At 73.2% G+C, this 21,479-nt stretch carries 21 protein-coding genes; 6 read left to right on the top strand and 15 right to left on the bottom strand.

Going from position 1 to position 21,479, the window contains the following annotated elements:
- Positions 1–7: 7 nt before the first annotated feature.
- The 5 genes from LDL48_RS14365 to iolC are packed head-to-tail and all read right to left on the bottom strand — an operon-like array spanning position 8 to position 6,073.
- The gene (locus tag LDL48_RS14365) at positions 8–1,504 is read right to left on the bottom strand and encodes a CoA-acylating methylmalonate-semialdehyde dehydrogenase (protein ID WP_225255596.1); all 1,497 of its coding nucleotides are present in this window, start codon (positions 1,502–1,504) and stop codon (positions 8–10) included.
- Positions 1,505–1,517: 13 nt separating this feature from the next.
- The gene (gene iolD, locus LDL48_RS14360; protein ID WP_225255595.1) at positions 1,518–3,365 is read right to left on the bottom strand and encodes a 3D-(3,5/4)-trihydroxycyclohexane-1,2-dione acylhydrolase (decyclizing); all 1,848 of its coding nucleotides are present in this window, start codon (positions 3,363–3,365) and stop codon (positions 1,518–1,520) included.
- Positions 3,362–4,258: a 5-deoxy-glucuronate isomerase gene (gene iolB / locus LDL48_RS14355; protein ID WP_225255594.1), complete on the bottom strand. Its 897-nt coding sequence runs from the start codon at positions 4,256–4,258 to the stop codon at positions 3,362–3,364. Before iolB ends, iolD begins: the two co-directional genes overlap by 4 nt.
- Positions 4,255–5,124 carry a Cgl0159 family (beta/alpha)8-fold protein gene (locus tag LDL48_RS14350; protein WP_225255593.1) on the bottom strand — a complete coding sequence of 290 codons (870 nt, stop codon included), beginning with the start codon at positions 5,122–5,124 and terminating at the stop codon, positions 4,255–4,257. The genes iolB and LDL48_RS14350 overlap by 4 nt, the downstream gene beginning before the upstream one ends.
- Positions 5,117–6,073, bottom strand: coding sequence for a 5-dehydro-2-deoxygluconokinase (gene iolC, locus LDL48_RS14345; protein WP_225255592.1), 957 nt, complete (start codon positions 6,071–6,073; stop codon positions 5,117–5,119). Before iolC ends, LDL48_RS14350 begins: the two co-directional genes overlap by 8 nt.
- Positions 6,074–6,257: 184 nt before the next feature.
- Between iolC and LDL48_RS14340 the strand changes: the two genes are divergently transcribed.
- On the top strand, positions 6,258–7,022 hold the full coding sequence (locus tag LDL48_RS14340) for a GntR family transcriptional regulator (protein WP_225255591.1): 765 nt from the start codon (positions 6,258–6,260) through the stop codon (positions 7,020–7,022).
- Positions 7,023–7,115: 93 nt separating this feature from the next.
- Here the strand turns inward: LDL48_RS14340 and LDL48_RS14335 are convergent, their stop codons facing one another.
- Genes LDL48_RS14335 through LDL48_RS14325 form a run of 3 tightly spaced genes read right to left on the bottom strand, consistent with a single transcriptional unit; the run spans position 7,116 to position 9,904 of the window.
- Positions 7,116–7,712 carry a GNAT family N-acetyltransferase gene (locus LDL48_RS14335; RefSeq protein ID WP_225255590.1) on the bottom strand — a complete coding sequence of 199 codons (597 nt, stop codon included), beginning with the start codon at positions 7,710–7,712 and terminating at the stop codon, positions 7,116–7,118.
- Positions 7,709–9,214, bottom strand: coding sequence for an APC family permease (locus tag LDL48_RS14330; RefSeq protein ID WP_225255589.1), 1,506 nt, complete (start codon positions 9,212–9,214; stop codon positions 7,709–7,711). The genes LDL48_RS14335 and LDL48_RS14330 overlap by 4 nt, the downstream gene beginning before the upstream one ends.
- A gap of 36 nt (positions 9,215–9,250) precedes the next feature.
- Positions 9,251–9,904, bottom strand: coding sequence for a GOLPH3/VPS74 family protein (locus LDL48_RS14325; RefSeq protein WP_225255588.1), 654 nt, complete (start codon positions 9,902–9,904; stop codon positions 9,251–9,253).
- 505 nt (positions 9,905–10,409) lie between these two features.
- Between LDL48_RS14325 and LDL48_RS14320 the strand changes: the two genes are divergently transcribed.
- The 3 genes from LDL48_RS14320 to LDL48_RS14310 all read left to right on the top strand — a co-directional run bounded on the left by LDL48_RS14320 (position 10,410) and on the right by LDL48_RS14310 (position 13,182).
- Positions 10,410–11,180, top strand: coding sequence for a dioxygenase family protein (locus LDL48_RS14320; protein WP_225255587.1), 771 nt, complete (start codon positions 10,410–10,412; stop codon positions 11,178–11,180).
- A 58-nt stretch (positions 11,181–11,238) separates the two neighbouring features.
- A complete protein-coding gene (locus LDL48_RS14315; protein ID WP_225255586.1) occupies positions 11,239–12,096 on the top strand; it encodes an SDR family oxidoreductase in 858 nt (285 codons plus the stop codon).
- A gap of 81 nt (positions 12,097–12,177) precedes the next feature.
- Positions 12,178–13,182: a TerC family protein gene (locus LDL48_RS14310; protein ID WP_225255585.1), complete on the top strand. Its 1,005-nt coding sequence runs from the start codon at positions 12,178–12,180 to the stop codon at positions 13,180–13,182.
- Positions 13,183–13,204: 22 nt separating this feature from the next.
- On the opposite strand, the gene LDL48_RS14305 is transcribed toward LDL48_RS14310, so the two are convergent.
- From LDL48_RS14305 to LDL48_RS14285, 5 genes are all read right to left on the bottom strand, one after another.
- Positions 13,205–14,599, bottom strand: a complete 1,395-nt coding sequence (locus LDL48_RS14305; RefSeq protein ID WP_225255584.1) for a caspase family protein — start codon at positions 14,597–14,599, stop codon at positions 13,205–13,207.
- Positions 14,572–14,982: an effector-associated constant component EACC1 gene (locus LDL48_RS14300; RefSeq protein ID WP_225255583.1), complete on the bottom strand. Its 411-nt coding sequence runs from the start codon at positions 14,980–14,982 to the stop codon at positions 14,572–14,574. Before LDL48_RS14300 ends, LDL48_RS14305 begins: the two co-directional genes overlap by 28 nt.
- A 35-nt stretch (positions 14,983–15,017) precedes the next feature.
- The gene (locus LDL48_RS14295; protein ID WP_225255582.1) at positions 15,018–15,281 is read right to left on the bottom strand and encodes a hypothetical protein; all 264 of its coding nucleotides are present in this window, start codon (positions 15,279–15,281) and stop codon (positions 15,018–15,020) included.
- A gap of 152 nt (positions 15,282–15,433) precedes the next feature.
- Entirely contained in the window at positions 15,434–15,931 is a 498-nt protein-coding gene (locus LDL48_RS14290) for a hypothetical protein (protein ID WP_225255581.1), read from the bottom strand.
- A 123-nt stretch (positions 15,932–16,054) separates the two neighbouring features.
- Positions 16,055–17,056: a LacI family DNA-binding transcriptional regulator gene (locus LDL48_RS14285; RefSeq protein WP_225255580.1), complete on the bottom strand. Its 1,002-nt coding sequence runs from the start codon at positions 17,054–17,056 to the stop codon at positions 16,055–16,057.
- Positions 17,057–17,164: 108 nt separating this feature from the next.
- Here LDL48_RS14285 and LDL48_RS14280 point away from each other — a divergent pair, with 108 nt between their 5' ends.
- Positions 17,165–19,585: a beta-glucosidase family protein gene (locus LDL48_RS14280; RefSeq protein WP_225255579.1), complete on the top strand. Its 2,421-nt coding sequence runs from the start codon at positions 17,165–17,167 to the stop codon at positions 19,583–19,585.
- A gap of 9 nt (positions 19,586–19,594) precedes the next feature.
- Here LDL48_RS14280 and LDL48_RS14275 read toward each other — a convergent pair whose 3' ends face one another.
- Both LDL48_RS14275 and LDL48_RS14270 read right to left on the bottom strand, forming a co-directional pair.
- Positions 19,595–20,173, bottom strand: coding sequence for a histidine phosphatase family protein (locus LDL48_RS14275; RefSeq protein WP_225255578.1), 579 nt, complete (start codon positions 20,171–20,173; stop codon positions 19,595–19,597).
- A gap of 85 nt (positions 20,174–20,258) precedes the next feature.
- Positions 20,259–21,014: a DeoR/GlpR family DNA-binding transcription regulator gene (locus LDL48_RS14270; protein ID WP_225255577.1), complete on the bottom strand. Its 756-nt coding sequence runs from the start codon at positions 21,012–21,014 to the stop codon at positions 20,259–20,261.
- A 56-nt stretch (positions 21,015–21,070) separates the two neighbouring features.
- Between LDL48_RS14270 and LDL48_RS14265 the strand changes: the two genes are divergently transcribed.
- The gene (locus tag LDL48_RS14265) at positions 21,071–21,466 is read left to right on the top strand and encodes a DUF4406 domain-containing protein (protein ID WP_225255576.1); all 396 of its coding nucleotides are present in this window, start codon (positions 21,071–21,073) and stop codon (positions 21,464–21,466) included.
- Positions 21,467–21,479 lie beyond the last annotated feature (13 nt).

Here is a 21,479-nt window from a genome sequence, read left to right as displayed (position 1 = left end):
GAGCTCCTCAGGTCGCGGTCGGGAAGTGCAGGCTGGCGCCGTGCGCGTGCTCGACGTGCGGCCAGCGGGAGGTGACGACCTTGCCGCGGGTGTAGAACGACACCCCCTCGGGGCCGTGGACGTGCTTGTCGCCGAAGAGCGAGTCCTTCCAGCCGCCGAAGGAGTAGTACGCCATCGGCACCGGGATCGGCACGTTGACACCGATCATCCCGACCCGCACCCCGCGCTGGAACCGGCGGGCCGCCTCGCCGCTGCCGGTGAAGATCGCCGTGCCGTTGCCGTACGGGTTCGCGTTGATCAGGTCGATCGCCGCGTCCACGCTGTCGCTGCGCACCACGGACAGCACCGGGCCGAAGATCTCCTCGGTGTAGACGTCCATCCCGGTGCCGACGCCGTCGAGCACGGTCGGGCCGACGAAGAAGCCGTCCTCGTGTCCGGGCACGGTGTAGCCGCGGCCGTCCACCGTGACCTTCGCGCCCTGCTGCTCGCCGGCGGTGATCAGCGACTCGATCCGGGTCTTGGCGGCGGCCGTGACGACCGGGCCCATCTCGCTCTTCGGGTCCCGTCCGGGGCCGACCACGATCTCGGCGGCGCGGCGGTTCAGCAGGTCCAGCAGCGGATCGCCGGCACCGCCCACGGCGACCGCCGCGGAGATCGCCATGCACCGCTCCCCGGCCGAGCCGAACGCGGCCGCGGTCAGGTGCCGGGCGGCGAACTCCAGGTCCGCGTCCGGCAGCACGATCGCGTGGTTCTTGGCGCCGCCGAGCGCCTGCACCCGCTTGCCGGTCGCGGTGGCCCGGCCGTGCAGGTACCTCGCGATCGGGGTGGAGCCGACGAACGACACCGCGGCCACGTCCGGGTGGTCCAGGATCGCGTCCACCGCCACCTTGTCGCCGTGCACCACGTTGAAGACGCCGTCCGGCAGGCCGGCCCGCCGCCACAGCTCGGCGACGTAGTTGGACGCCGACGGGTCGCGTTCGCTGGGCTTGAGCACGAACGTGTTGCCGCAGGCGATGGCGACCGGGTGCATCCACATCGGCACCATCACCGGGAAGTTGAACGGGGTGATCCCGGCGACCACGCCGAGCGGCTCGCGGAAGCTGAACACGTCCACGCCGGTCGACGCCTGGTCCGAGTACTCGCCCTTGAGCAGGTGCGGGATGCCGCACGCGAACTCCACCACCTCCAGGCCGCGCTGCACCTCGCCGGCGGCGTCGGAGAGCACCTTGCCGTGCTCGTCGGAGACGATCTCGGCGAGCCGGTCGACGTTCGCGTTGACCAGCTCGCGGAACGCGAACAGGACCTTGGCCCGCTTGCTCAGCGAGGCCTGGCTCCAGGACGCGAACGCGGTCCGCGCGGCGGTCACCGCGGCGTCCACGTCGGCGGCCTCGGCCAGCACCACCTCGTGCTGCTGCGCGCCGGTCGCGGGGTGGTAGACGGCGGACCGGCGGGTGCCGGTGCCGGGCGTGGTGCCGCCGCCGATCCAGTGCTGGATGGTCGTCACGAGTGGGGCCTTCCTACAGGTAGGGGCGTTGGAGTCGCTTGGCGGACCGGTACCCGGCGTAGGCGTCGCGGGTGCTGTCCAGTTCGGACACCTCGGACACCGGCACGTCCCACCAGCTGTCCGAGCCGGGGACGGTGGAGTGCGGGTCGGTCTCGATGTGCACCACGGTGAGCCGGTCGGACTCGCGGGCCCGCTTCAGGCCCTCGACGAGGTCGGCGACGGTGCGGCAGCGGATCACCGCGGCGCCCAGGCTCTCCGCGTTGGCGGCCAGGTCGACCGGCAGCCGGTCGCCGCCGTAGTCGCCGCCGGTGCGGTAGCGGTAGCTGGTGCCGAAGCGCTGCGAGCCGAGCGACTCGGACAGCGCGCCGATCGAGGCGAAGCCGTGGTTCTGCACGAGCACCACGACCAGCTTGATGCCCTCGGCGACCGCGGTGACGATCTCCTGCGCCATCATCAGGTACGAGCCGTCGCCGACCAGCGCGTACACCTCGCGCCCGGGGTCGGCCAGCTTGATCCCGAGCGCGCCGGCGATCTCGAAGCCCATGCAGGAGTAGCCGTACTCGACGTGGTACTGCTTCGGGTCCCGGGCCCGCCAGAGCAGCTGCAGGTCGCCGGGCATGCTGCCGGCCGCCTGCACCACCACGTCCCGCTCGCCGCAGGCGTCGTTCACCGCGCCGATCACCTCGGCCTGCGACGGCAACGGCCCGTGCCCGGCGTGGTACGCCGCGTCCACCGTGCGCTGCCACGCCGCCACCTCGTCCGCCCAGGTACGGTCCCAGGTCCGGCCGATCGACGTGGCCAGCGCGGCCGCCGCGGCGCGGGCGTCCGCCACCACACCGGTGGCGGCGAGCTTGGCCGCGTCGAACGCCGCCACGTTGACGTTCACGAACCGCACGTCCGGGTGCTGGAACGCGGTGTGCGACGCGGTGGTGAAGTCGCTGTACCGGGTGCCGATGCCGATCACCACGTCCGCCTCGCGGGCCAGCCGGTTGGCCACCGGGGTGCCGGTCGAGCCGAGGCCGCCGACCGCGTTCGGGTGGTCCCAGCGCACCGCGCCCTTGCCGGCCTGGGTGTCGGCCACCGGGATCCCGGTGGCCCGGGCCAGCGCGTCCAGCTCGGCGGTGGCCTCCGCGTAGATCACGCCGCCGCCCGCGACGATCAGCGGGCGTTCGGCGGACCGGATCACCTCGACCGCCCGGGCCAGAGCGGCGGGCTCCGGCACCGGGCGGGCGACGTGCCACACCCGCCTCGCGAACAGCGAGTCGGGGTAGTCGTACGCCTCGGCCTGCACGTCCTGCGGCAGGCAGAGGGTGACCGCGCCGGTCTCGGCCGGGTCGGTCAGCACCCGCATGGCGGCGAGCAGCGCGGACGGCAGCTGCTCCGGGCGCCAGATCCGGTCGAAGAACCGCGACAGCGGCCGGAACGCGTCGTTGACCGACACGTCGTAGCCGCGCGGGTCCTCCAGTTCCTGCAGTACCGGCGCGGCCACCCGGGTGGCGAAGACGTCGCTGGGCAGCAGCAGCACGGGCAGCCGGTTGACCGTGGCCAGCGCGGCGCCGGTGAGCATGTTCGTCGAGCCGGGCCCGATCGACGCGGTGCAGGCCAGGGTGGACAGCCGGTTGGTCATCCGGGCGTACCCGGCCGCGGTGTGCACCATGGCCTGCTCGTTACGGGCCAGGCGGTACGGAAGGTCGTCGGCGCCGGTGCGCTGCGCCTGCAGCAGCGCCTGGCCGAGACCGGCCACGTTGCCGTGGCCGAAGATGCCGAGGCAGCCGGCGACGGTACGGTGCTCGGCGCCGTCGCGCTCGGTCCACTGGTTCGCCAGGAACCGCACCACGGCCTGAGCGACGGTAAGCCTCACGATCGCGTCCTCTCCGAACAGCTCGTCAGCGGCAGCCGCGGGTCCACGGACTGGCCGGTCCAGGTGCCGCGGACCCAGCCGTGCGCCGGGTCGTCGCGGACCAGCCACTCCCGTGCGCCCGGCCCGGCCATGACGTTGAGGTAGTAGAGGTGGTAGCCGGGCGCGGCCATCGACGGGCCGTGCCAGCCGTACGGGATCAGCACCACGTCGCCGCTGCGCACCTCGGCGCACACGTCGATCGGGCGGTCCGGGTGGCCGTACACCCGCTGGTAGGCGCTGCCCGGCGTGCCGGACGGCGACGGCGCCACCTCGAAGTAGTAGATCTCCTCCAGCGACGACTCGCCGTCGCCGGCCTCGTCGTGCTTGTGCGGCGGGTACGACGACCAGTTGCCGCCCGGGGTGAGCACCTCGCAGGCGATCAGCCGGTCCGCCTCGAACGCCCCCGGGGTGCAGAAGTTGTTGACCTGCCGGCTCGCCTGCCCGGCACCGCGCAACTCCACCGGCACGTCCTCGGCGGCGCCGTACCGGAACGGCAGCCTGCGGTCCGCCCGCGCGGACGGCAGCGCGAACCGCCCGCCGACCGGCGCCCGCACCGTGACCGCGGCGTCCCGGGGCAGGTACGCGAAGTCGGTGACCCGGGAGAACACCGACCGGCGCCCGGTCAGGGTGAGCCGCTCGTCGTCGCAGGTCACCTCGCAGCCGCCGGACAGCGGCAGCACCAGCATCTCGTCGCCGCCGGTGTGCAGCCGGGCCCGTCCACCGGCCGGCAGGTCCACCACCCGCAGTCCGCTGTACCCCCAGCCGGCCCGTTCCGGCGTGACCACCACGTCGAACGGCTGCTCCGCGCTGCTGCCCCGCGGCACCAGCGGATTCACCCGCGCCGGCACGGTCACAGCAAACTCACCGCCCGGTCCACCGCGGCCGCCACGTCGCCGGACGGCGGGTACAGCAGGCTGCGCCCGATCACCAGGCCCTGCACCGTGGGCAGCGCCAGCGCCTTGCTCCACCGGGTGTAGAGAGCGTCCGGGTCCGCGGACACCTCGCCGCCGAGGATCAGTGCGGGCAACGTGGTGGCGGCCATGACCCGGTCCATCTCGTCCACCACCGGGACCTTGAGCCAGGTGTACGCGGACGACGTGCCCAGCCCGGCCGCCACGGTCGTGGCCCGGATCATCGCCTCGGCGGTGAGTTCGTTGCGCACCCGGCCGTCGACCCGGCGCGCGATGAACGGCTCCACCATGGCCATCAGCCGGTGGCCGGCGAGGTCCCGCACGGCCTGCCCGCAGGACTCCAGGGTGGACACCGTGCCGGCGTCGTCCGGGTCGATCCGCAGCAGCATCTTGCCGCCGGTGAACCCGGCCGCGGCGAGGCTGTCCGCGTCGTACGCGGTGAACCGGTCGTCGATCTCGAACGCGGTGCCGGCCAGCCCGCCCCGGTTCATCGACCCGACCACCACCTTGTCCTCGAGCGCGCCGAGCAGCAGCAGGTCCTCGAGGATGTCCGGGGTGCCGAGCACGCCGTTGACGCCGGGCCGGGCCAGCGCGGTGCAGACCCGGTCCAGCAGGTCGACCCGGTTCGCCATGGCCAGCGGGTCGGCGCCGGCGCTCAGCGCGCCCCGGGCCGGGTGGTCGGCCGCGATGATCATCATCCGGCCGTGCCCGCCGAACAGCGAGGCCGGCCGGCGCCGGGCCGCGGCGGCCGCCGCGATGGCGTCCGGCCGGTGCACCCGGGTGGCGACGAGCTGCTCCAGGTCAGGCATGGCCGGCCACCTGCATCAGGTCGCGGACCTCGTCCTCGGTGGGCATCGCGTCGGCGCAGGACAGCCGGGACGCGACGATGGCACCGGCCGCATTGGCGAACCGGACGGTGGTCGCCAGGTCCCATCCGGACAGCAGCCCGTGGCAGAGCGCACCGCCGAACGCGTCCCCGGCGCCGAGCCCGTTGACCACGGCCACCTCGACCGGCGGTACCTCGAGCAGTTCGCCGGTCGAGCGCCGGGAGGCGAGCACGCCGCGCGGGCCCTGCTTCACCACGGCCAGGTCGACGCCCGCGTCGTGCAGCGCGGCGGCGGCCCGGTGCGGGTCCCGTTCCCCCACGGCCGTCTCGCACTCGTCGCGGTTGCCCACCGCCACGGTCGCGTACGGCAGTGCCTGCCGGACCCAGTGCCGCGCCTCGTCCCGCGACGACCAGAACATCGGCCGGTAGTCCAGGTCGAACACGGTGATGCCGGCCCGGTCCCGGGTCCGCAGGGCGGCCAGCGTGGCGGTCCGGCTCGGCTCGGCGCACAGCCCGGTGCCGGTGACCCAGAAGACGTCGGCGGCGGCGATCGCGGCCGGATCCAGGTCGTCGGCCCGGATCTCCAGGTCCGGCGCCTTGGGGTAGCGGTAGAAGTAGAGCGGAAAGTCGTCCGGCGGGAAGATCTCGCAGAACGTCACCGGGGTGGGCAGGGCCGGCACCGGGGTGACGTACCGGTCGTCGACGCCGAAGCCGCGCAGCGCGTCGTGCACGAACGCGCCGAACGGGTCGTCGCCGGTGCGGGTGATGACGGCGCTGCGGCGGCCGTACCGGGCCGCGGCCACCGCCACGTTGGTCGGGCTGCCGCCGAGGAACTTCGCGAAGGTACGCACCGCGCGCAGCGACACGCCGATCTGCTGTGGGTACAGGTCTACGCCGATACGTCCCATGGTCAGTACCTCGTCTGCGGGCATGCGCATCCCCTCGGGCGTACGTCTCGGGAAGAGCGGGGCGGCCGGAGCGGAGGCCGGTGTGCCGTGCGGGTTACGGCGCGGTGAAAACAGAGGGCGAATCGGGGTTCGCTGATGTCGATGTAATAACGTGAGGGCTTCCGCGTCAATACTTTGTCATGACAAACTGACGAACCATGGGGGTGCCATGACGCCAGAACTGTCCCCGCCGCGCAGCCCGGTCCGCCCCGGCGAGCTGGACCGGACCAGCCCGGTCCCGCTGTACTTCCAGGTGGCCACCCGCCTGCAGGAGCTGATCGAGAACGGGGAGATCGGGGTCGGCGCGCGGATCGAGAACGAGGTCGACCTCGCCGAGCGGCTCGGGGTGTCCCGGCCCACCACCCGGCGCGCGATCCAGTACCTGGTGGAGCGCGGCATGCTGGTCCGCAAACGCGGCGTCGGCACCCAGGTGGTGCACCCCAAGGTCCGCCGGCCGGTGGAACTCACCAGCCTGTACGACGACCTGGTCGCGGCGGACCGCAAACCGCGGACCGAGGTGCTGGCGCTGCGCGTCGTCCCGGCCCCGGACACGGTCGCGGACGCGCTGGAACTCCCCCGCGGCACCGAGGTGACCTGGATCGAGCGGCTGCGCTACGCCGGCGGTGAGCCGCTCGCGCTGATGCACAACGCGATCCCGGTCGACCTGATCCGGCTCGCCGTCCACGACCTGGCCGACCACGGCCTGTACGAGCTGCTGCGCCGGGCCGGCCACGTGCCGCGCAACGCGACGCAGGTGATCGGCGCGCGCCCGGCGAACGCCGGCGAGGCCCGGGTGCTGCAGGAGAAGCGGGGCTCGTCGCTGCTCACCATGACCCGCACCGCCTGGGACGCGGGCGGGCGGCCGCTGGAGTACGGCAGCCACGTGTACCGCGCCAGCCGCTACTCGTTCGAGATCAGCGTCTCCGCGGGCTGACCCGGAGACACGGCGGGGTACGGCCCGAACCGGGCCGTACCCCGCCGCGGGCTCATTCAAGGAACTTGCATGGGTTTTCCGCCGCGGGTGAGCTCAGGCCGCCGGCCGCCACATCCGGTAGAACGGCGTGCCGTCGGGCAGGGAGATGTCGAACGGGTCCATGTCGGCGTACCCGTGCCGCCGGTACAGGCGGACGTTGTCGGCGTTGGTGGCCTCCAGGTAGGCCGGCGTGCCGGCCGCGTCCAGTTCCTCGTGCGTCCGGCTCATCAGCGCGCTGCCCAGGCCGGCACCCTGGTGGTCCGGGTGCACCGCGAGGAACGCCAGGTGCCAGTGCGGGTCGTGCGGGTGGTGCTTGCCGAACAGGTCGTCGAGCGCGTCGAAGTGCCCGCGGTAGACCCCGGACAGCGCGGTCATCCGCCGGTCGTAGTCGGGCGGGTCCGGCACGTCGCGGGTGAGGTCGAACCAGACCGCGGTGGCCACCGGTCCCCGCGGACCGTCCAGCACGTCCACCCGGCCGTACCCGGCGGCGTGGCCGGTGAGCAGCGCGAAGAAGTCCGCCATCACCGGAATCCGGTCGGCCGGCGCGGGCACCAGGTAGGCGTTCGCGTCGAGATGGTCGAAGGAGACCGCGATGAGCCGGCCCAGGTCGTCGATCTCGTCCGGCCGGGCCGGGCGGATGGCGGTCGTCACGGCTGCGCCCCTTCCTTCATGGCGGCCGTGAAGCCGCCGGTGGAGGCGCTGCGCGCGCCCAGTCCGATCCCCGCGTACACCTGCGGGCGGCCGGCCCGCAGCACCAGCGCCCAGACCACCCCGGCCAGGGCGACCACGCCGTACGCCAGTGGCACCACCCAGGTCGGCGCGGAGCCGGGCTCGACGCCGAACAGCGTGGCGATGTTGGTCAGCGCCAGGTACGTCATGCCGAGCAGCAGGACCGTGCCGAGCACCGGCGCGCCGATCCGGTGCCAGAAGCTCTCCGCGTGACGGTGCCGGGCGAAGTACCCGAGCACCGCGAACGAGGTCACCGTGATCAGCAGCAGCACCCCGATGCCGCCGCCGGTGCCGCCCCAGAAGAACAGCTGGACCAGCGGGTCCCAGCCCTGCACCGCGTACAGCACGATCACGGTCAGGCCCAGCACGGACTGGGCCAGCGAGCCGTTCTTCGGCGCACCGGTGCCGGGCACGGTGCGCCCGAACGCCCGGGGCAGCACGCCCTCGCGGCCCAGCGAGAACGCGTACCGGGCGATGATGTTGTGGAACGAGATCATCGCGGCGATCAGCGAGGTCAGGAACAGCGCGTGGCCCAGGTGCAGGGCGGTGCCGCCGAGCCGGTCGGACGCCAGGTTGAAGAACAGCTCGGGCCCTTCGGCGACGGCCCGGTCCACCACCGTGGGGCCGGCCGCGGAGATCATCGCCCACGCCGCGAACGCGTACAGCCCGGCGATCAGCGCGATGGCGATGTACGTGGCCCGGGGCACGGTGCGGCGCGGGTCGCGGGACTCCTCGCTGAACACCACCGACTGCTCGAACCCGACGAAACCGGTGACCGCCATGACCAGCAGCGCGCCGGCGCCGGCCCCGGTGAGGCTGGTCGGGTCCAGCGGCGCCGCGGAGGCCTCGAAGCCGGACACGAACAGGTCCGCCACGCTGAACGCCGCGACCAGCGCGATCTCGGTGAGCAGCAGGGTGGCCAGCACCTTGCCGTTGACCGCGACGTCGCGCACGCCGAGCACCGCGACCAGCGCCCAGGCGGCCAGCGCCAGCACCCACCACTGGATCTCGACGCCGAACCACTCCTGGAACAGCGGCGCGGCGATCGCACCGAAGCCGCCGTACGAGGCGACCTGGAACATGTTGTAGGCCAGCAGCGCCACCCAGGACGCACCGACGCCCAGCGGGCGCCCCAGCCCCTGCGCCACGTAGGCGTAGAACGCGCCGGCGTTGGCGATGTGCCGGGCCATGGCCACGTAGCCGACCGAGAAGACGGCCAGCACGACGGCCACCGCGAGGAACGCGACCGAGATGCCGGTGAGCCCGGTGACCGCGAGTCCGGTGGGGACGACGCCGGCCACCACGGTGAGCGGCGCGGCGGCGGACATCACGAAGAACACCACGGCGGCGACGCCCAGGCGGTCCCGGGCCAGCGCGGTCGACAGTTGACTGGCACGCACGGGTTTGGTGGTGGTGGTGGACACGGGCTCTCCAGGAGGGGTGAGAGGGGGAAGGGTGGTTCAGGCGCGCCGGGCCATCACCGCGTCGCCCACCGCGGCCTCCGCGTGGCCGACGAGTTCCTGCAGCATCGCGGGCAGGCGGCGACGGATCTGGTCGAACAGCAGCCCGCGCTCGCGGGTGTCGAGCGTGACCAGCACGTGCTGGTCCAGGCCGGTGGCCAGGACCAGTCCGGCGAACACCAGATCGGGTACGTCGAGCAGCTCACCGCGCGCCACCGCGGTGCGGATCCGGGACGCCGGCCAGCCCGCGGTCATCGAGTCGGCCGGCACGAACGTCACCTTGGTGCCACCGAGCAGGCTGCGTCGTTCCTGCCGGTGCACCAGGCCGGTACGGGCCAGGCGGCGTTCGACGAGATCGGTGGCCACGCCGGTGCCGAGGAAGGCGATCCAGTCGCGGATCTGGCGGTGGTGCTCCTCGCGCAGCATCTGGCCGAGCACCGCGGTGGTGGCCGCCTCGGCCGTCGGGCGGTCGTCCAGCACGGTGAGCCGGCCGTCGCGCAGGTCCAGGCGGCGCCAGAGGATGAGTTCACCCAGCAGCGCCACCGCGAGGCCGAGGCCGAGCGTCGCCGGGGACAGCAACGACCGGCCCTTGACGGTGTCGTGCGCGGTGAGGAAGAGGTCGTCGGCGAGCGGTAGCTGCGGCGGTGACGCCACTGCCGTCTCCTCTCGCCGTTGGTCTCCGCCGTGATGTGCCCGCTGTCGTAACGGACCGTGACCCTCACCGTGAGTGACTAAAGCGGTGTCTCCGCTGCCCGTTACGGTGAGCGGTCCCCTGCGCGACAACGCGTAGTGTGCCAGCGCCATTGACGGTGCGCAATGTCCTCTGCGGAGGCTTCGCCGGTCCATCCTGGATGCATTCTCGACACTCCCCGTGACCTGCGCTTTCCGGAGAGCGACCGGACCCGCGACCAGAAAAGTTAACGCTCGCGCAACGGCGGGGAACGACCCGGCGGGCCGGGCGTTGCCCCGGCAGCGTCCCGGGAGCGGTTCACCCGGCGCATACGGGGGCCCGCCGCCGGGCGGACCCGCCCGGCGGCGGTCGCGGCCCCGGCGTCACGAAGAGCTACGTGAACACCGACACCCCGGGATTTAGTTGACGAAGCAAATACTTCGGCGTACGGTCGATCGTGTTAGTTGAAGCGTCAACGGAGGCCACGTCATGAGCACGATGCCCGCCCTCTTCCTCAGCCACGGCGCGCCGCCCCTCGTCGACGACGCCCGCTGGGTGGCCCAGCTGCGGGACCTCACCGCCGGCCTCCCCCGGCCCCGGGCCATCCTGGTCGCCTCCGCGCACTGGGAGTCGGCCCCGCTGATGCTCGGCGCCACCGAGACCGTGCCGCTGGTCTACGACTTCGGCGGATTCGCCCCGCGCTACTACCAGGTGCAGTACCGCGCACCCGGCGCGCCGGCGCTCGCCGACCGGGTCGCCAAGCTGATGCCCGACCACGAGCAGGTCGCCCGCACCGACCGCGGCCTCGACCACGGCGCCTACGTCCCGCTGACCGTGATGTACCCGGACGCCGACATCCCGGTGCTGCAGATGTCGCTGCCCACCCTCGAACCGGACCGGCTGCTCGAGCTCGGGCGCCGGCTGCGGCCGCTGCGCGACGAGGGCGTCCTCATCATCGGCTCCGGATTCACCACCCACGGCCTGCCGTTCCTGCGCGACTGGCGCACCGACGCCACCCCGCCCGGCTGGTCCCGCGAGTTCGACGCGTGGACCGCCGAGGCGCTCGCCCGCGGCGCCGTCGACGAACTCGCCGACTTCCGCAACCGCGCGCCCGGCATGCCGTACGCCCACCCGACCATCGAGCACTTCGCACCGATGTTCCTCACGCTCGGCGCCTCCGGCGACCCGGAGCAGGCCCCCGGCCAGCCCATCGACGGATTCTGGATGGGGCTCGCCAAGCGCTCGTTCCACGTCAACTGAGCCCACCCGCGGCGGAAAACCCGGGCACATTCCATTCATGACCGACCAGGGAGATCTCATGAGCATCGTCGTCACCGGCGCCACCGGCCACCTCGGCCGCCACGTCGTCGAAGCGCTGCTGGGACGCGGCGTACCGGCCGCCGGCATCGTCGCGACCGGGCGCAACCTCGACGCGATCGCCGACCTCGCCGCCCGCGGCGTCACCGTGCGGCGCGCCGACTTCGACGACCCCGCCTCGCTCAAGGACGCGTTCGCCGGCGCCGACAAGGTGCTGCTGGTCTCGGCCAGCGAGGTCGGCAAGCGCGTCCCGCAGCACCGCAACGCGATCGACGCCGCGAAGGAGGCGGGCGTGTCCCTGCTGGCGTACACCAGCGCCCCCAAGGCGGATGACACGCCGCTGCTGCTGGCCGCCGAGCACCGCGCCACCGAGGAGCACCTGCGCGCCTCCGGCGTGCCGGCCGTGATCCTGCGCAACTCGTGGTACTTCGAGGTCTACACGGCGCAGATCGCCACCCAGCTCGAACACGGCGCGGTCACCGGCGCCGCCGGCAGCGGCCGGTTCACCCCGGCGGCGCGCCGGGACTACGCCGAGGCCGCCGCCGCGGTGCTGGTCGCACCGGACCAGGCCGGCCGGGTGTACGAGCTGGGCGGGGACACCGCGATCACGCTCGCCGACTACGCCGCCGAGGTGGCCCGGCAGAGCGGCCGGCCGGTCACGTACCAGAACCTGCCCGTCGAGGCGTACACCCGGATGTTGGAGGGTTTCGGCCTGCCCACCCCGGTCGCCGAGGTCATCGCGGACGCGGACGCCGGCATCGAACGCGGCGACCTGATCTCCGACGACGGCAGCCTGAGCCGGCTCATCGGCCGCCCGACCACCACCCTGGCCGAGGCGGTCGGCGCCGCACTTTCCTGATCGTTTTCAGCATTCTCCCAGCCAGGACGGGGAACCTCTGAGGCGTCGCGCCCGACCAGACGCCCCGGAGGTTCCCCGCTCATGCTGGAGGTCACCGCGCTCGGCTGGACGCTGACCATCGCGGTCATCGTCGCCCTGCTCGCCCTCGATCTGTTCCTCGGCGTGGTCCGGCCACACGCCGTCGGCTTCCGGGAAGCGGCCGCCTGGTCGACCTTCTACATCGCGGTCGCCATCGTCTTCGGCGTCGTCTTCGCCGGCATCGCCGGCTGGGACTACGGCACCGAGTACTTCGCCGGCTACATCGTCGAGAAGAGCCTCTCGGTCGACAACCTGTTCGTCTTCGTGATCATCATGAGTACGTTCGCGGTGCCCGAGAAGCACCAGCAGGCGGTGCTGACCTTCGGCATCATCATCGCGCTGGTGCTGCGGGTCATCTTCATCGCGCTCGGCGCCACGCTGCTCAGCCTGTTCTCCTTCATGTTCCTGATCTTCGGGTTGCTGCTGGTCGGCACCGCGGTCCAGCTGTTCCGGCACCGCGACGAGGATCCGAGCATGGACGACAACGCGCTGGTCAAGGCGAGCCGCCGGTTCCTGCCGGTGACCGACGACTACGTGGGCGGACGACTCGTCACCCGGGTCGACGGCCGCCGGATGGTCACCCCGATGTTCATCGTGCTGATCGCGATCGGCAGCTCCGACCTGCTGTTCGCGCTCGACTCGATCCCCGCGGTCTTCGGCGTGACCGAGCAGGCGTACATCGTCTTCGTCGCCAACGCGTTCGCGCTACTCGGTCTGCGCGCGCTGTTCTTCCTGGTGAAGGGCCTGCTGGACCGCCTGGTCTACCTGTCCACCGGGCTGTCGATCATCCTGGCCTTCATCGGGGTGAAGCTGGTGCTGCACTGGCTGCACGTGGACATCGACACCGCGGTACCGGAGATCAGCACACCGGTCTCGCTCGGCGTCATCGTCGGCGTCCTGATCGTCACCACGGTGGCCAGCCTCCTCAAGGTCCGCAAGGACCCGACCGCGGTGGCACACGCCGGCAGCGTGCGCGGCCATCCCCGCCCGGACCACGCCGACCGCTGACCCCGGCATCCCGGCCCCGAGCTCATTCCGCGGCGGCGAGCGCCACGCCGCAGGGCGTGGCGCCGAGGTACACCGTGCCGCGGCCGCCCGCGTTCAGGACCACGGTCCCGGCGCCGGGCCGCGCGGTCGCGATGTCGAGGGCGGTGCCGTCCGCCGGGTCGTGGAGGGTGAGCCGGCACTCCGGGTTGCCGTTGAAGTCCAGGACCCGGACCGAGACACGGGCGGGGGCCGGGAAGGCGTCGCTGTCCCCCGTTCCCTCGACCGCGAACGGCAGCGTCGCCCGGCCGGACCCCGGCAGCGGCGTGATCCGGCAGCCCGGATCGTTCGCCTGCCACCGGAAGGAGCCGGTGTGGTGGATCTGGAAGGTACGGGTGCCGTAGACGTCGTCGGGCACCGAGATCCCGGTACCGGAGCGGACCTCGGTGAGCGTCACCGTGCAACCCGTGTCGGTACCGACCCGCCGGTCCTCGACCCGCAGGCGCCACGGCGCGGCGGACACGTGGTCCACCTCCCCCGGCGACGGCTCGTCACCGTCCCACGGCCGGAGGAGCGCGAGGACGGCGCCGGCGGCCATCAGGACAGCGACCGCACCGGCGAGGGCGAGGAGCACCGGCCGCCCGCCCACGGCCGCACCGCGGGGAGTCGCCCCGGCCGGTTCCTCGCCGGGGCCGGGGGCGGGGGTGGAACTGGGCGTGGCCGGCACCGGACGGCGCGCCAGGCGTACGTCGCCGTCCCCGTCGACCCGCCGCTGCGGTATCTGCTTGCCGCTCTCCCGCATCCGCCGGTCCACATAGGTGTAAAGATCGGAGAAGCCGACGTATCCGTCGCCGTCGTGGTCGGGTGCGGCGGTCAGCAGGCCGTCGACGAGATGCTGGGTGAAGACGCTGGTGCCGTTGTCCACGGTGGCGTCGTTGGCCAGCTGGCTGCCGCGACAGCTGGTCAGCACGTACCGCCCGGGGCCGGCGACGGTGTCCGGCACGTCGCCGCCGCGGAACGCACCGGCGTGGCAGCAGTCCAGCACGATCACGACGTTGCGGGCGCGCGAGGCGTCGGCGAACTCGTTGATCCGGGCGCTGCTGACCGCGGTGGCGAGCAGGTCGGCCGAGTCGGTGTCCTGCATGCACAGGTGCAGCCGGCCGTGCTGGTCCAGCCGGCCGTGCCCGCTGAAGAAGAACAGCAGGACCTGGTCGCGTTCCGCGGTGCCGAAGAACCGGCCCAGCGCGCGGATCGCCCGGCCGGACGTGGCCTCCGGCACCAGCGTCACGTCGATGTCGGCGAACAGCCCGGTGTCCCGGTCGACCAGGGCGCGGTGGAGTGCCGCGATGTCCTTGACCGGCCCGCGCAGGGGCTGGAGGTTGTGCTCGTCCGCCGGGTAGGTCGAGTTGCCGATCAGGAGGGCTCGGTAGCGTCCGGCCATTCCGGACCTCCCAGCCGCCGGGAGACCGCCCGGGACAGCTCCCGCACCGTCTCGGCGTCCACTCCCGCACCGACCAGCGTCACGTACCGCTCGACGCCGTCCTCGTCCCAGCGGAGGTCGATGCGCCGTCCGCGGTCGCGGCCCAGCCAGGCGCGCAGGCACTCCACCGCGGCGGTGAACACTCCGGCGCTGCCCAGCGCGACGACGACCTGCTCGACCGAGCCCCGGGTGCCGGGCACCGCACGGGTCCGCCGCTCCACGTCGGCGACCGCGTCCAGTTCGGTGTAGAGCGCGGTGGCCTGGAGCCGCCACCGGTCGTCGCCGGGGTCGTAACCGTGGTGGTGCGGCTCCACCGTGAGCCGGACAACGCCGGGCGAGGACATCGACGGGCACCTCTCCCTAGGGGGGTACGCCGATCCTACGCCGACAACGAGCCGCCCCGGGCGCTGCCGCCGAGGCCGGCCATGGCGCGCTGCCGCTCGTGGTCCTGGCGGTTCAGGATCTCGCGGATCTGCCGGGTGTCCTCGCTGCTGTGCCGGCTGAGCATGATGTCGAGTTCGGCGCGCTCGGCCGGTGTCTGGAACGCGGCGAGTTCCGCGCTCAGCCGCCGGTACGCGAGGCGCTCGGTGCGGCGGTGCTGGAGCGCGGTGCGTACCGCGCGGATACGGGTCTTCAGTGGCATGACGTTCCCCAATGTCGCTTACGCTGAGTGTTCGCGGAAGCGTCGTTGCTTTCCGTCTCCCACGATCCGCGCGGGGCACCTCATCGCCAAATCGACCAGGTGAAACTCCTTGCCAAACAGTGATCCGGCACACCGGAATGCTGTAGCGCAGGTCACTCTGCGTCGACGGTCCGCTGGTCAAGGGCGGTTGGTGAACTGCGACACGTGGCGGCCGCCTGCAGCCCGGCCCAGCGCTCGGCGAGCTGGCGGCGGCGGCAGGCCACCAGGTGACCGGCGAGGATGGCGGGCTGCCCGCCGCGCACGCACACGTCCGCGCCGGCGGTCAGCACCCCGGCGACCGCGTCCGCCGGGGCGTCACCGGCCACCAGCGCCGCGATCCGGGTACGGCCGGACAGCGCGGCACGGGCCACCGCGACGTCGCCCTCGGTGGCGTCGGTGAGCAGCACGATGTCGCCGGCGTGGATGTCGTCGAGACCGGCCGCGGCGCGCATCCGCCAGCCGGCCGGCAGGTGCGCCGGCAGGGCGGCGGTCCAGCCCGGGTGGCCGAGGACCGCCACGGTCGGTGCGGCGACGCGGTTGATCGGCAGGCCGGGCCCGGGCGCCCCGGCGTACCGGTCGGCGGTGCGGGCCTGGTTCACGTGCACAAGCATCTCGGTATCCCCCTCGGCTCCGGCGTCGTGCGGCTTCCACCATTCGCCGCCCGCCTGTACGGGGCATGAACGACAGCTGTGGATTCGTTGTCAAGATCACGCAGAGCGGCCGGACCAGGGGGATCAGGCGGACGCCCGCCGTACGACGTGCACCAGGTCGGCCACCGAGGCGGCCGGCTCCGGGCGGCCGTTGATCGCCGCCACCACCGTGTCGGCGAGGTGCGCCGCGACCGCGGTCTGGTCGGTGGTCACCGTGGTCAGGGCCGGTTCGGCGAGGCGGGCCGCGGGGATGTCGTCCACGCCGACCACCGCGAGGCCGTCGGGGGCGCGCAGACCGCGGCGGCGCAGGCCGGCGAGCACGGCCAGGGCCACCTCGTCGTTGTACGCGCACACGCCGGTCACCCCCGCGTCGCGCCAGCGCCGGACCGCCGTGGCGGCGGCCTCCGGATCGAGCGGGACGGTCTGCACCAGGGGGGCGTCGAGACCGTGCGCGGTGCAGCCGGCCCGGACGCCGTCCAGCCGGGGCTCGGCGAAGATGCGCACCCGGTCGTCGTCGGGGTACGCGTACCCCAGCCGGGTGTGCCCCTGCCCGGCCAGGTGCCCGGCCTGCAGCCGCCCGACCAGGTGTTGCGGCACCTCCAGCTCGCGCCGCCGCTGGCGGCTGCGGCCCAGCAGCGCGACCACCAGCGCCACCCCGGCGGCCCGCATGGCGTCGATCTCGTCGTCGGAGAACTCGGCGAAGGCGAGCACGGCGGCGGGCGTGATGGCCTTCCAGATCTCCGAGATCGGCCGGTCCTCGCGGCTGCCGGGATGCGCCACGAAGGTCAGGCCCTGCCGGGCGAGCGCGCTGGACAGGTTGCCCAGCAGCGCGCCGACCTCGTTGCCGATCGGCCAGTCCGGCAGCAGGCAGAGCACCAGCTGGGAGCGGCCGGTACGGAGGGTACGGGCGGCGGCGGACGGCGCGTACCCGAGCCGGGCGGCGGCGTCCAGCACCCGGCCGCGGGTGCCGGCGCTGATGGTCTGGTGCGGGGTCTCGTTGAGCACATAGCTGACCGTCGCGCGGGAGACCCCGGCCATCCGTGCCACGTCGGCGCTGGTCACCCGGCGGACGGTGCGGTCAGCCATGACGCGAGACCCTTTCCGGCGGGTGCTTGCCCCGAACGCCCGCCCGTGTTTACGTTACTGACGTCGGCAACTTACACGTGTAACTCGCGATCTAGCCAGAGGGTCCCCATGACGACAGCGCCCCCGACCGACCACGCCAGCCTGATCCGCGCACTCGACCTGCCCGCCAAGGTGGCGCTGCTGACCGGCGCCACCTCGTTCACGCTGGCCCCGGAGGACCGGATCGGGCTGCGCGAACTGCGGCTCTCGGACGGCCCGACCGGCGTCCGCGGCCTGAAGTTCCACGGCGGCCGGGTGGTCGCGCTGTTCCCCAACGCCACCCTGCTGGCGTCGACCTGGAGCGAGGACAGCGCGTACGAGGTGGGCCGGTTGCTCGCCGAGGAGGCCATGGCGCAGGAGATCCACGTGGTGCTGGGGCCGACCATCAACCTGCACCGCACCCCGCTGGGCGGCCGGCTGTTCGAGGCGTACTCGGAGGACCCGCTGCTCACCGGCCGGATCGCCGCCGCGTACGTGCGCGGCATGCAGGACAACGGCGTGGCCGCCTGCCTCAAGCACCTGGTGGCGAACGAGTCGGAGACCGACCGCAACACGGTGGACAGCGTGGTGGACGAGACCACGCTGCGCGAGGTGTACCTGCTGCCGTTCGAGATCGCCGTCCAGGACGCCGAGGCGTGGTCGATCATGGCGGCGTACAACAACGTGAACGGCGTCGCGGCGACCGAGCAGGACTACGTGAACAACGGCATCGTCAAGGGCGAGTGGGGCTACCGCGGCCTGATCATGTCCGACTGGTTCGCCACCAAGACCGTGGCACCGGCCGCCAACGGCGGCCTCGACCTGGTCATGCCCGGTCCCGGCGGGCCGTGGGGCGAGGCGCTGGTCGCCGCGGTCCGGGCCGGCGAGGTGGACGAGAAGGTGGTCGACGACCACCTGGCCCGCCTGCTGCTGCTCGCCGAGCGCACCGGTGCGCTGGGCGCACCACGGTCGTACGGGACCTACCCGGCGCCGGACAGCCCCGAGCGCAGGGAGCAGCTGACCCGGCTGGCCGCACAGGGCATCACGGTCCTCAAGAACGACGACGACGCGCTGCCGCTGACCTCCGCGCAGACCGTCGCGCTGATCGGCCGGCACGCCGTGCAGACCATCGACATGGGCGGCGGCTCGGCGCAGGTCAACCCGCCGTACCAGGTGAGCGTCGCGGAGGGCCTGACCGCCCGGCTGGGCGACCGGGTCACCGTGGTCGACGGCGTGGACGTGCGGATCCGGCCGGTGCCGGCCCGCGGCGGCTTCCTGGTCGACCCGGAGACCGGCGAGGCCGGCATCCGCACCATCCTGTACGACGCCGACGGGACCGTGCTGGAATCACGCCACTGCGCCAACAGCGCCACCATGGTCGGGATGGACGACGACTTCACCGGCACCGTCGCCCGGGCGGTGCTGCGCGGCCGGATCACCGGCTCCGGCACCGTCGAACTGGGCGCCATGGGCGTCGGCGACTGGCGGGTCGCGGTGGGCGCGCAGTCGGTCGAATTCGGCCTGGCGGTGACCGGCAACGGCTTCGGCGAGGAGGTGCTCACCCCGCCGCTGCGCACCGACGTCTACCAGGTGCGCGAGGGCGACGAGCTGGAGGCGACGGTCCGGCTCGGCGGGGCCGCCGAGGTGTTCGCCGGGGTCGGCCTGTTCGGCCTGATCGGCCACCCGGCGTCCCGCGAGACGGTGGACGTGATCGACGAGGCGGTCCGCGCGGCCGCCGCCGCGGACGTGGCCGTGGTGGTCGTCGGTCTCACCGAGGAGCAGGAGACCGAGGCCGTGGACAAGTCCACGCTGCACCTGCCCGGCGCCCAGGACGCCCTGGTGGAGGCGGTGGCCGGCGCGGCCCGGCGTACCGTCGTGGTGGTGAACGCGGCCACCCCCGTGGTGATGCCGTGGCTGCCGCGGGTCGACGCGGTCCTCTGGGCCGGGCTGCCCGGTCAGGAGGGCGGCCACGCGGTCGCGGCCACGCTGCTCGGCGACATCGAACCCGCGGGACGCCTGGTCACCACGTTCCCGGCCGAGGACGAGAAGTCGCCGGCCTGGTCGGTCAAGCCGGTGGACGGCAAGCTGGTGTACGCCGAGGGCCCGTACCTGGGCTACCGCGGGCACTACGCCGACCGCGCCCCGGAACCGGCGTTCTGGCTGGGACACGGCCTGGGCTACGGCCGCTGGGAGTACGCCGGCACCCGCCTCACCGCGGACGCGCCCGCCACGGTGACCACCACCGTCACGAACGTGGGGACCCGCACCAGCCGCGAGGTGGTGCAGGTGTACTTCGCCCCGGCCGAGAGCGACCAGCCGGTGCGCCTGGCCGGCTGGGCCGCGGTGACCGTGGCGCCCGGCGAGTCGGCCCAGGTGACCGTGCCGGCCGACGAGCGCATGTGGCGGCGCTGGGACGCGCGGTCCGGGTCGTGGGCCCGCCTCTCCCCCGGCGGCGAACTCCTCGTCGCCCGGGGACTCGGCGACATCCGCGCCCGGCTGCCGCTCGGCTGACCGCGGTCGTCAGGCCGTGCAGGGCGCGTTCCAGGTCCCGATGACCGGGTCCACGCCGTGCTCGAAGGCCAGCGTGGAGACGGTGCCGGTGTCCAGGCGGAGACCGGCACCGTGGCGCGGCGCCAGGCCGATCCAGCGGGCGCCGGTCACCCGCAGGCAGTGGCCGTGCCCGACCAGCGCCACGTCACCCTGTTCGAGCAGCGACCGGGCCTTCGCCAGCACCCCGTCCAGCCGGGCACCGACCTGCTCCGGCGACTCACCGCCGGGGCAGCCGTGGGTCCACAGCCACCAGTCCGGGCGGGTCCGGCGGATGTCGGAGGTGGTGACGCCCTCGTACTCGCCGTAGTTCCACTCGGCCAGGTCCTCGGTGGTCTCGGTGACCCGCAGGCCGGCCAGTTCCGCGGTGCGCTGCGCCCGCAGGCGCGGGCTGGCCAGCACCGCGGCGAAGACCCGGCCGCCGAGCCGGGCGCCGACCTGGCGGGCCTGTTCCACGCCGGCCGGGGTCAGATCGATGTCGGTGTACGACGTGTGCCGGCCGTTCGCACTCCACTCGGTCTGCCCGTGCCGGACCAGCACGATCTCCGCCATCACATGTCCCTTCGTCCCACTACCCCGGCTAGCAGCGTTGGTGTTCCCTTGGTGGTGATGAATAGTCTTCTGGCCGGCGCACGTCTCAAGCGGGGACGATCATCACGCCCGAGCCGGCCAGCCGCTGGACCGCCTCGTCCCCGGCCGGCGCGTCGGTCACCACGCCCGCCACCGCGTCCAGCGGGAGCACCGCGAACCGCGACGCCGCGCCGATCTTCTCCGCACTGGCCAGCACGTACGTGTCCGCGGCCCGGCGCGCCAGGGCCCGTTTCATCGCGGCCTCGTCGGCGTCGCCGGTGGTGAGGCCGGCGTCCGGATGCACCCCGGTGACGCCGAGCAGGAACAGGTCGGCGTGCACCGCCTGCGCGGCCTCCACCGCGGCGGCACCGCAGGTCACCATCGAGTGCCGGAACAGCCGGCCGCCGAGCAGGTAGATCTCCACGCCCTCGTGGTCGGCGAGCGCGGCCGCCACGGTGGGGCTGTGCGTCACGACCGTGGCCCGCAGGTCGGGCGACAGCGCCTCGGTGACGGCCAGCGCGGTGGTGCCGCCGTCCAGGATCGCGGTGTCGCCGGGCTTGATCAGGGCGGCGGCGGCCGCGGCGACCCGGCGCTTGCTGTCCACCTCGACGCGACGCCGCGTCGGGTAGTCGGCGACCGCGGGCGAGGCGGGCAGCGCGCCGCCGTACACCCGTTGGCACAGGCCGGCCGCGGCCATCTCCCGCAGGTCGCGCCGGACGCTGTCCTCGGAGACGCCGAGTTCGGCGGCGACGTCCTTGGCGACCAGCCGCCGGTCGCGGTGCAGACGGGTCAGCAGAAACTCACGGCGCTGCGCAGCCAGCATGCACGTTCCTCCACGTTTCTCTTTGTTATTGCCGACTATAACGCTAACCTGGCGTCATGAGCGCACAGAAACCCTTGTTGATCCTCATTGCCGGCCCCTACCGGTCCGGCACCGGCGGCGACCCGGAGCTGATCGCGGCGAATCTGGCGCGGCTGGAGGAGGCCGCGTGGCCGATCTTCGCGGCCGGGCACGTGCCGATGATCGGCGAGTGGGTGGCACTGCCGGTGCTGCGCGCCGCCGGTGCCCGCGACCTGGACGACCCGCTGGCCGAGCACGTGCTGTATCCGACCGCGCAGCGCCTGCTGCAGCACTGCGACGCGGTCCTGCGCCTGCCGGGCGAGTCCACCGGCGCGGACCAGGACGTCGCGATCGCGCGGGACCGCGGGCTCCCGGTCTACCACCGGGTCGAGGACATCCCGGGATACCGGGCGGTCACCGTCCCGACGGCCTGAACCGTGGTGCCGG

The organism is Jidongwangia harbinensis (genome assembly GCF_020216025.1).
GTDB classification, from domain to species: Bacteria; Actinomycetota; Actinomycetes; order Mycobacteriales; family Micromonosporaceae; genus Actinoplanes; species Actinoplanes harbinensis.
This window is presented reverse-complemented; position numbering and strand designations above follow the sequence as displayed.

Excerpts from the sequence above, each read along its gene's own strand:
- LDL48_RS14350 (WP_225255593.1), bottom strand. The coding sequence starts at position 5,124 with ATGCCTGACCTGGAGCAGCTCGTCGCCACCCGGGTGCACCGGCCGGAC.
- iolC (WP_225255592.1), bottom strand. The coding sequence starts at position 6,073 with ATGCCCGCAGACGAGGTACTGACCATGGGACGTATCGGCGTAGACCTG.
- LDL48_RS14340 (WP_225255591.1), top strand. The coding sequence starts at position 6,258 with ATGACGCCAGAACTGTCCCCGCCGCGCAGCCCGGTCCGCCCCGGCGAG.
- LDL48_RS14320 (WP_225255587.1), top strand. The coding sequence starts at position 10,410 with ATGAGCACGATGCCCGCCCTCTTCCTCAGCCACGGCGCGCCGCCCCTC.
- LDL48_RS14315 (WP_225255586.1), top strand. The coding sequence starts at position 11,239 with ATGAGCATCGTCGTCACCGGCGCCACCGGCCACCTCGGCCGCCACGTC.
- LDL48_RS14310 (WP_225255585.1), top strand. The coding sequence starts at position 12,178 with ATGCTGGAGGTCACCGCGCTCGGCTGGACGCTGACCATCGCGGTCATC.
- LDL48_RS14305 (WP_225255584.1), bottom strand. The coding sequence starts at position 14,599 with ATGGCCGGACGCTACCGAGCCCTCCTGATCGGCAACTCGACCTACCCG.
- LDL48_RS14300 (WP_225255583.1), bottom strand. The coding sequence starts at position 14,982 with ATGTCCTCGCCCGGCGTTGTCCGGCTCACGGTGGAGCCGCACCACCAC.
- LDL48_RS14295 (WP_225255582.1), bottom strand. The coding sequence starts at position 15,281 with ATGCCACTGAAGACCCGTATCCGCGCGGTACGCACCGCGCTCCAGCAC.
- LDL48_RS14290 (WP_225255581.1), bottom strand. The coding sequence starts at position 15,931 with ATGCTTGTGCACGTGAACCAGGCCCGCACCGCCGACCGGTACGCCGGG.
- LDL48_RS14285 (WP_225255580.1), bottom strand. The coding sequence starts at position 17,056 with ATGGCTGACCGCACCGTCCGCCGGGTGACCAGCGCCGACGTGGCACGG.
- LDL48_RS14280 (WP_225255579.1), top strand. The coding sequence starts at position 17,165 with ATGACGACAGCGCCCCCGACCGACCACGCCAGCCTGATCCGCGCACTC.
- LDL48_RS14275 (WP_225255578.1), bottom strand. The coding sequence starts at position 20,173 with ATGGCGGAGATCGTGCTGGTCCGGCACGGGCAGACCGAGTGGAGTGCG.
- LDL48_RS14270 (WP_225255577.1), bottom strand. The coding sequence starts at position 21,014 with ATGCTGGCTGCGCAGCGCCGTGAGTTTCTGCTGACCCGTCTGCACCGC.
- LDL48_RS14265 (WP_225255576.1), top strand. The coding sequence starts at position 21,071 with ATGAGCGCACAGAAACCCTTGTTGATCCTCATTGCCGGCCCCTACCGG.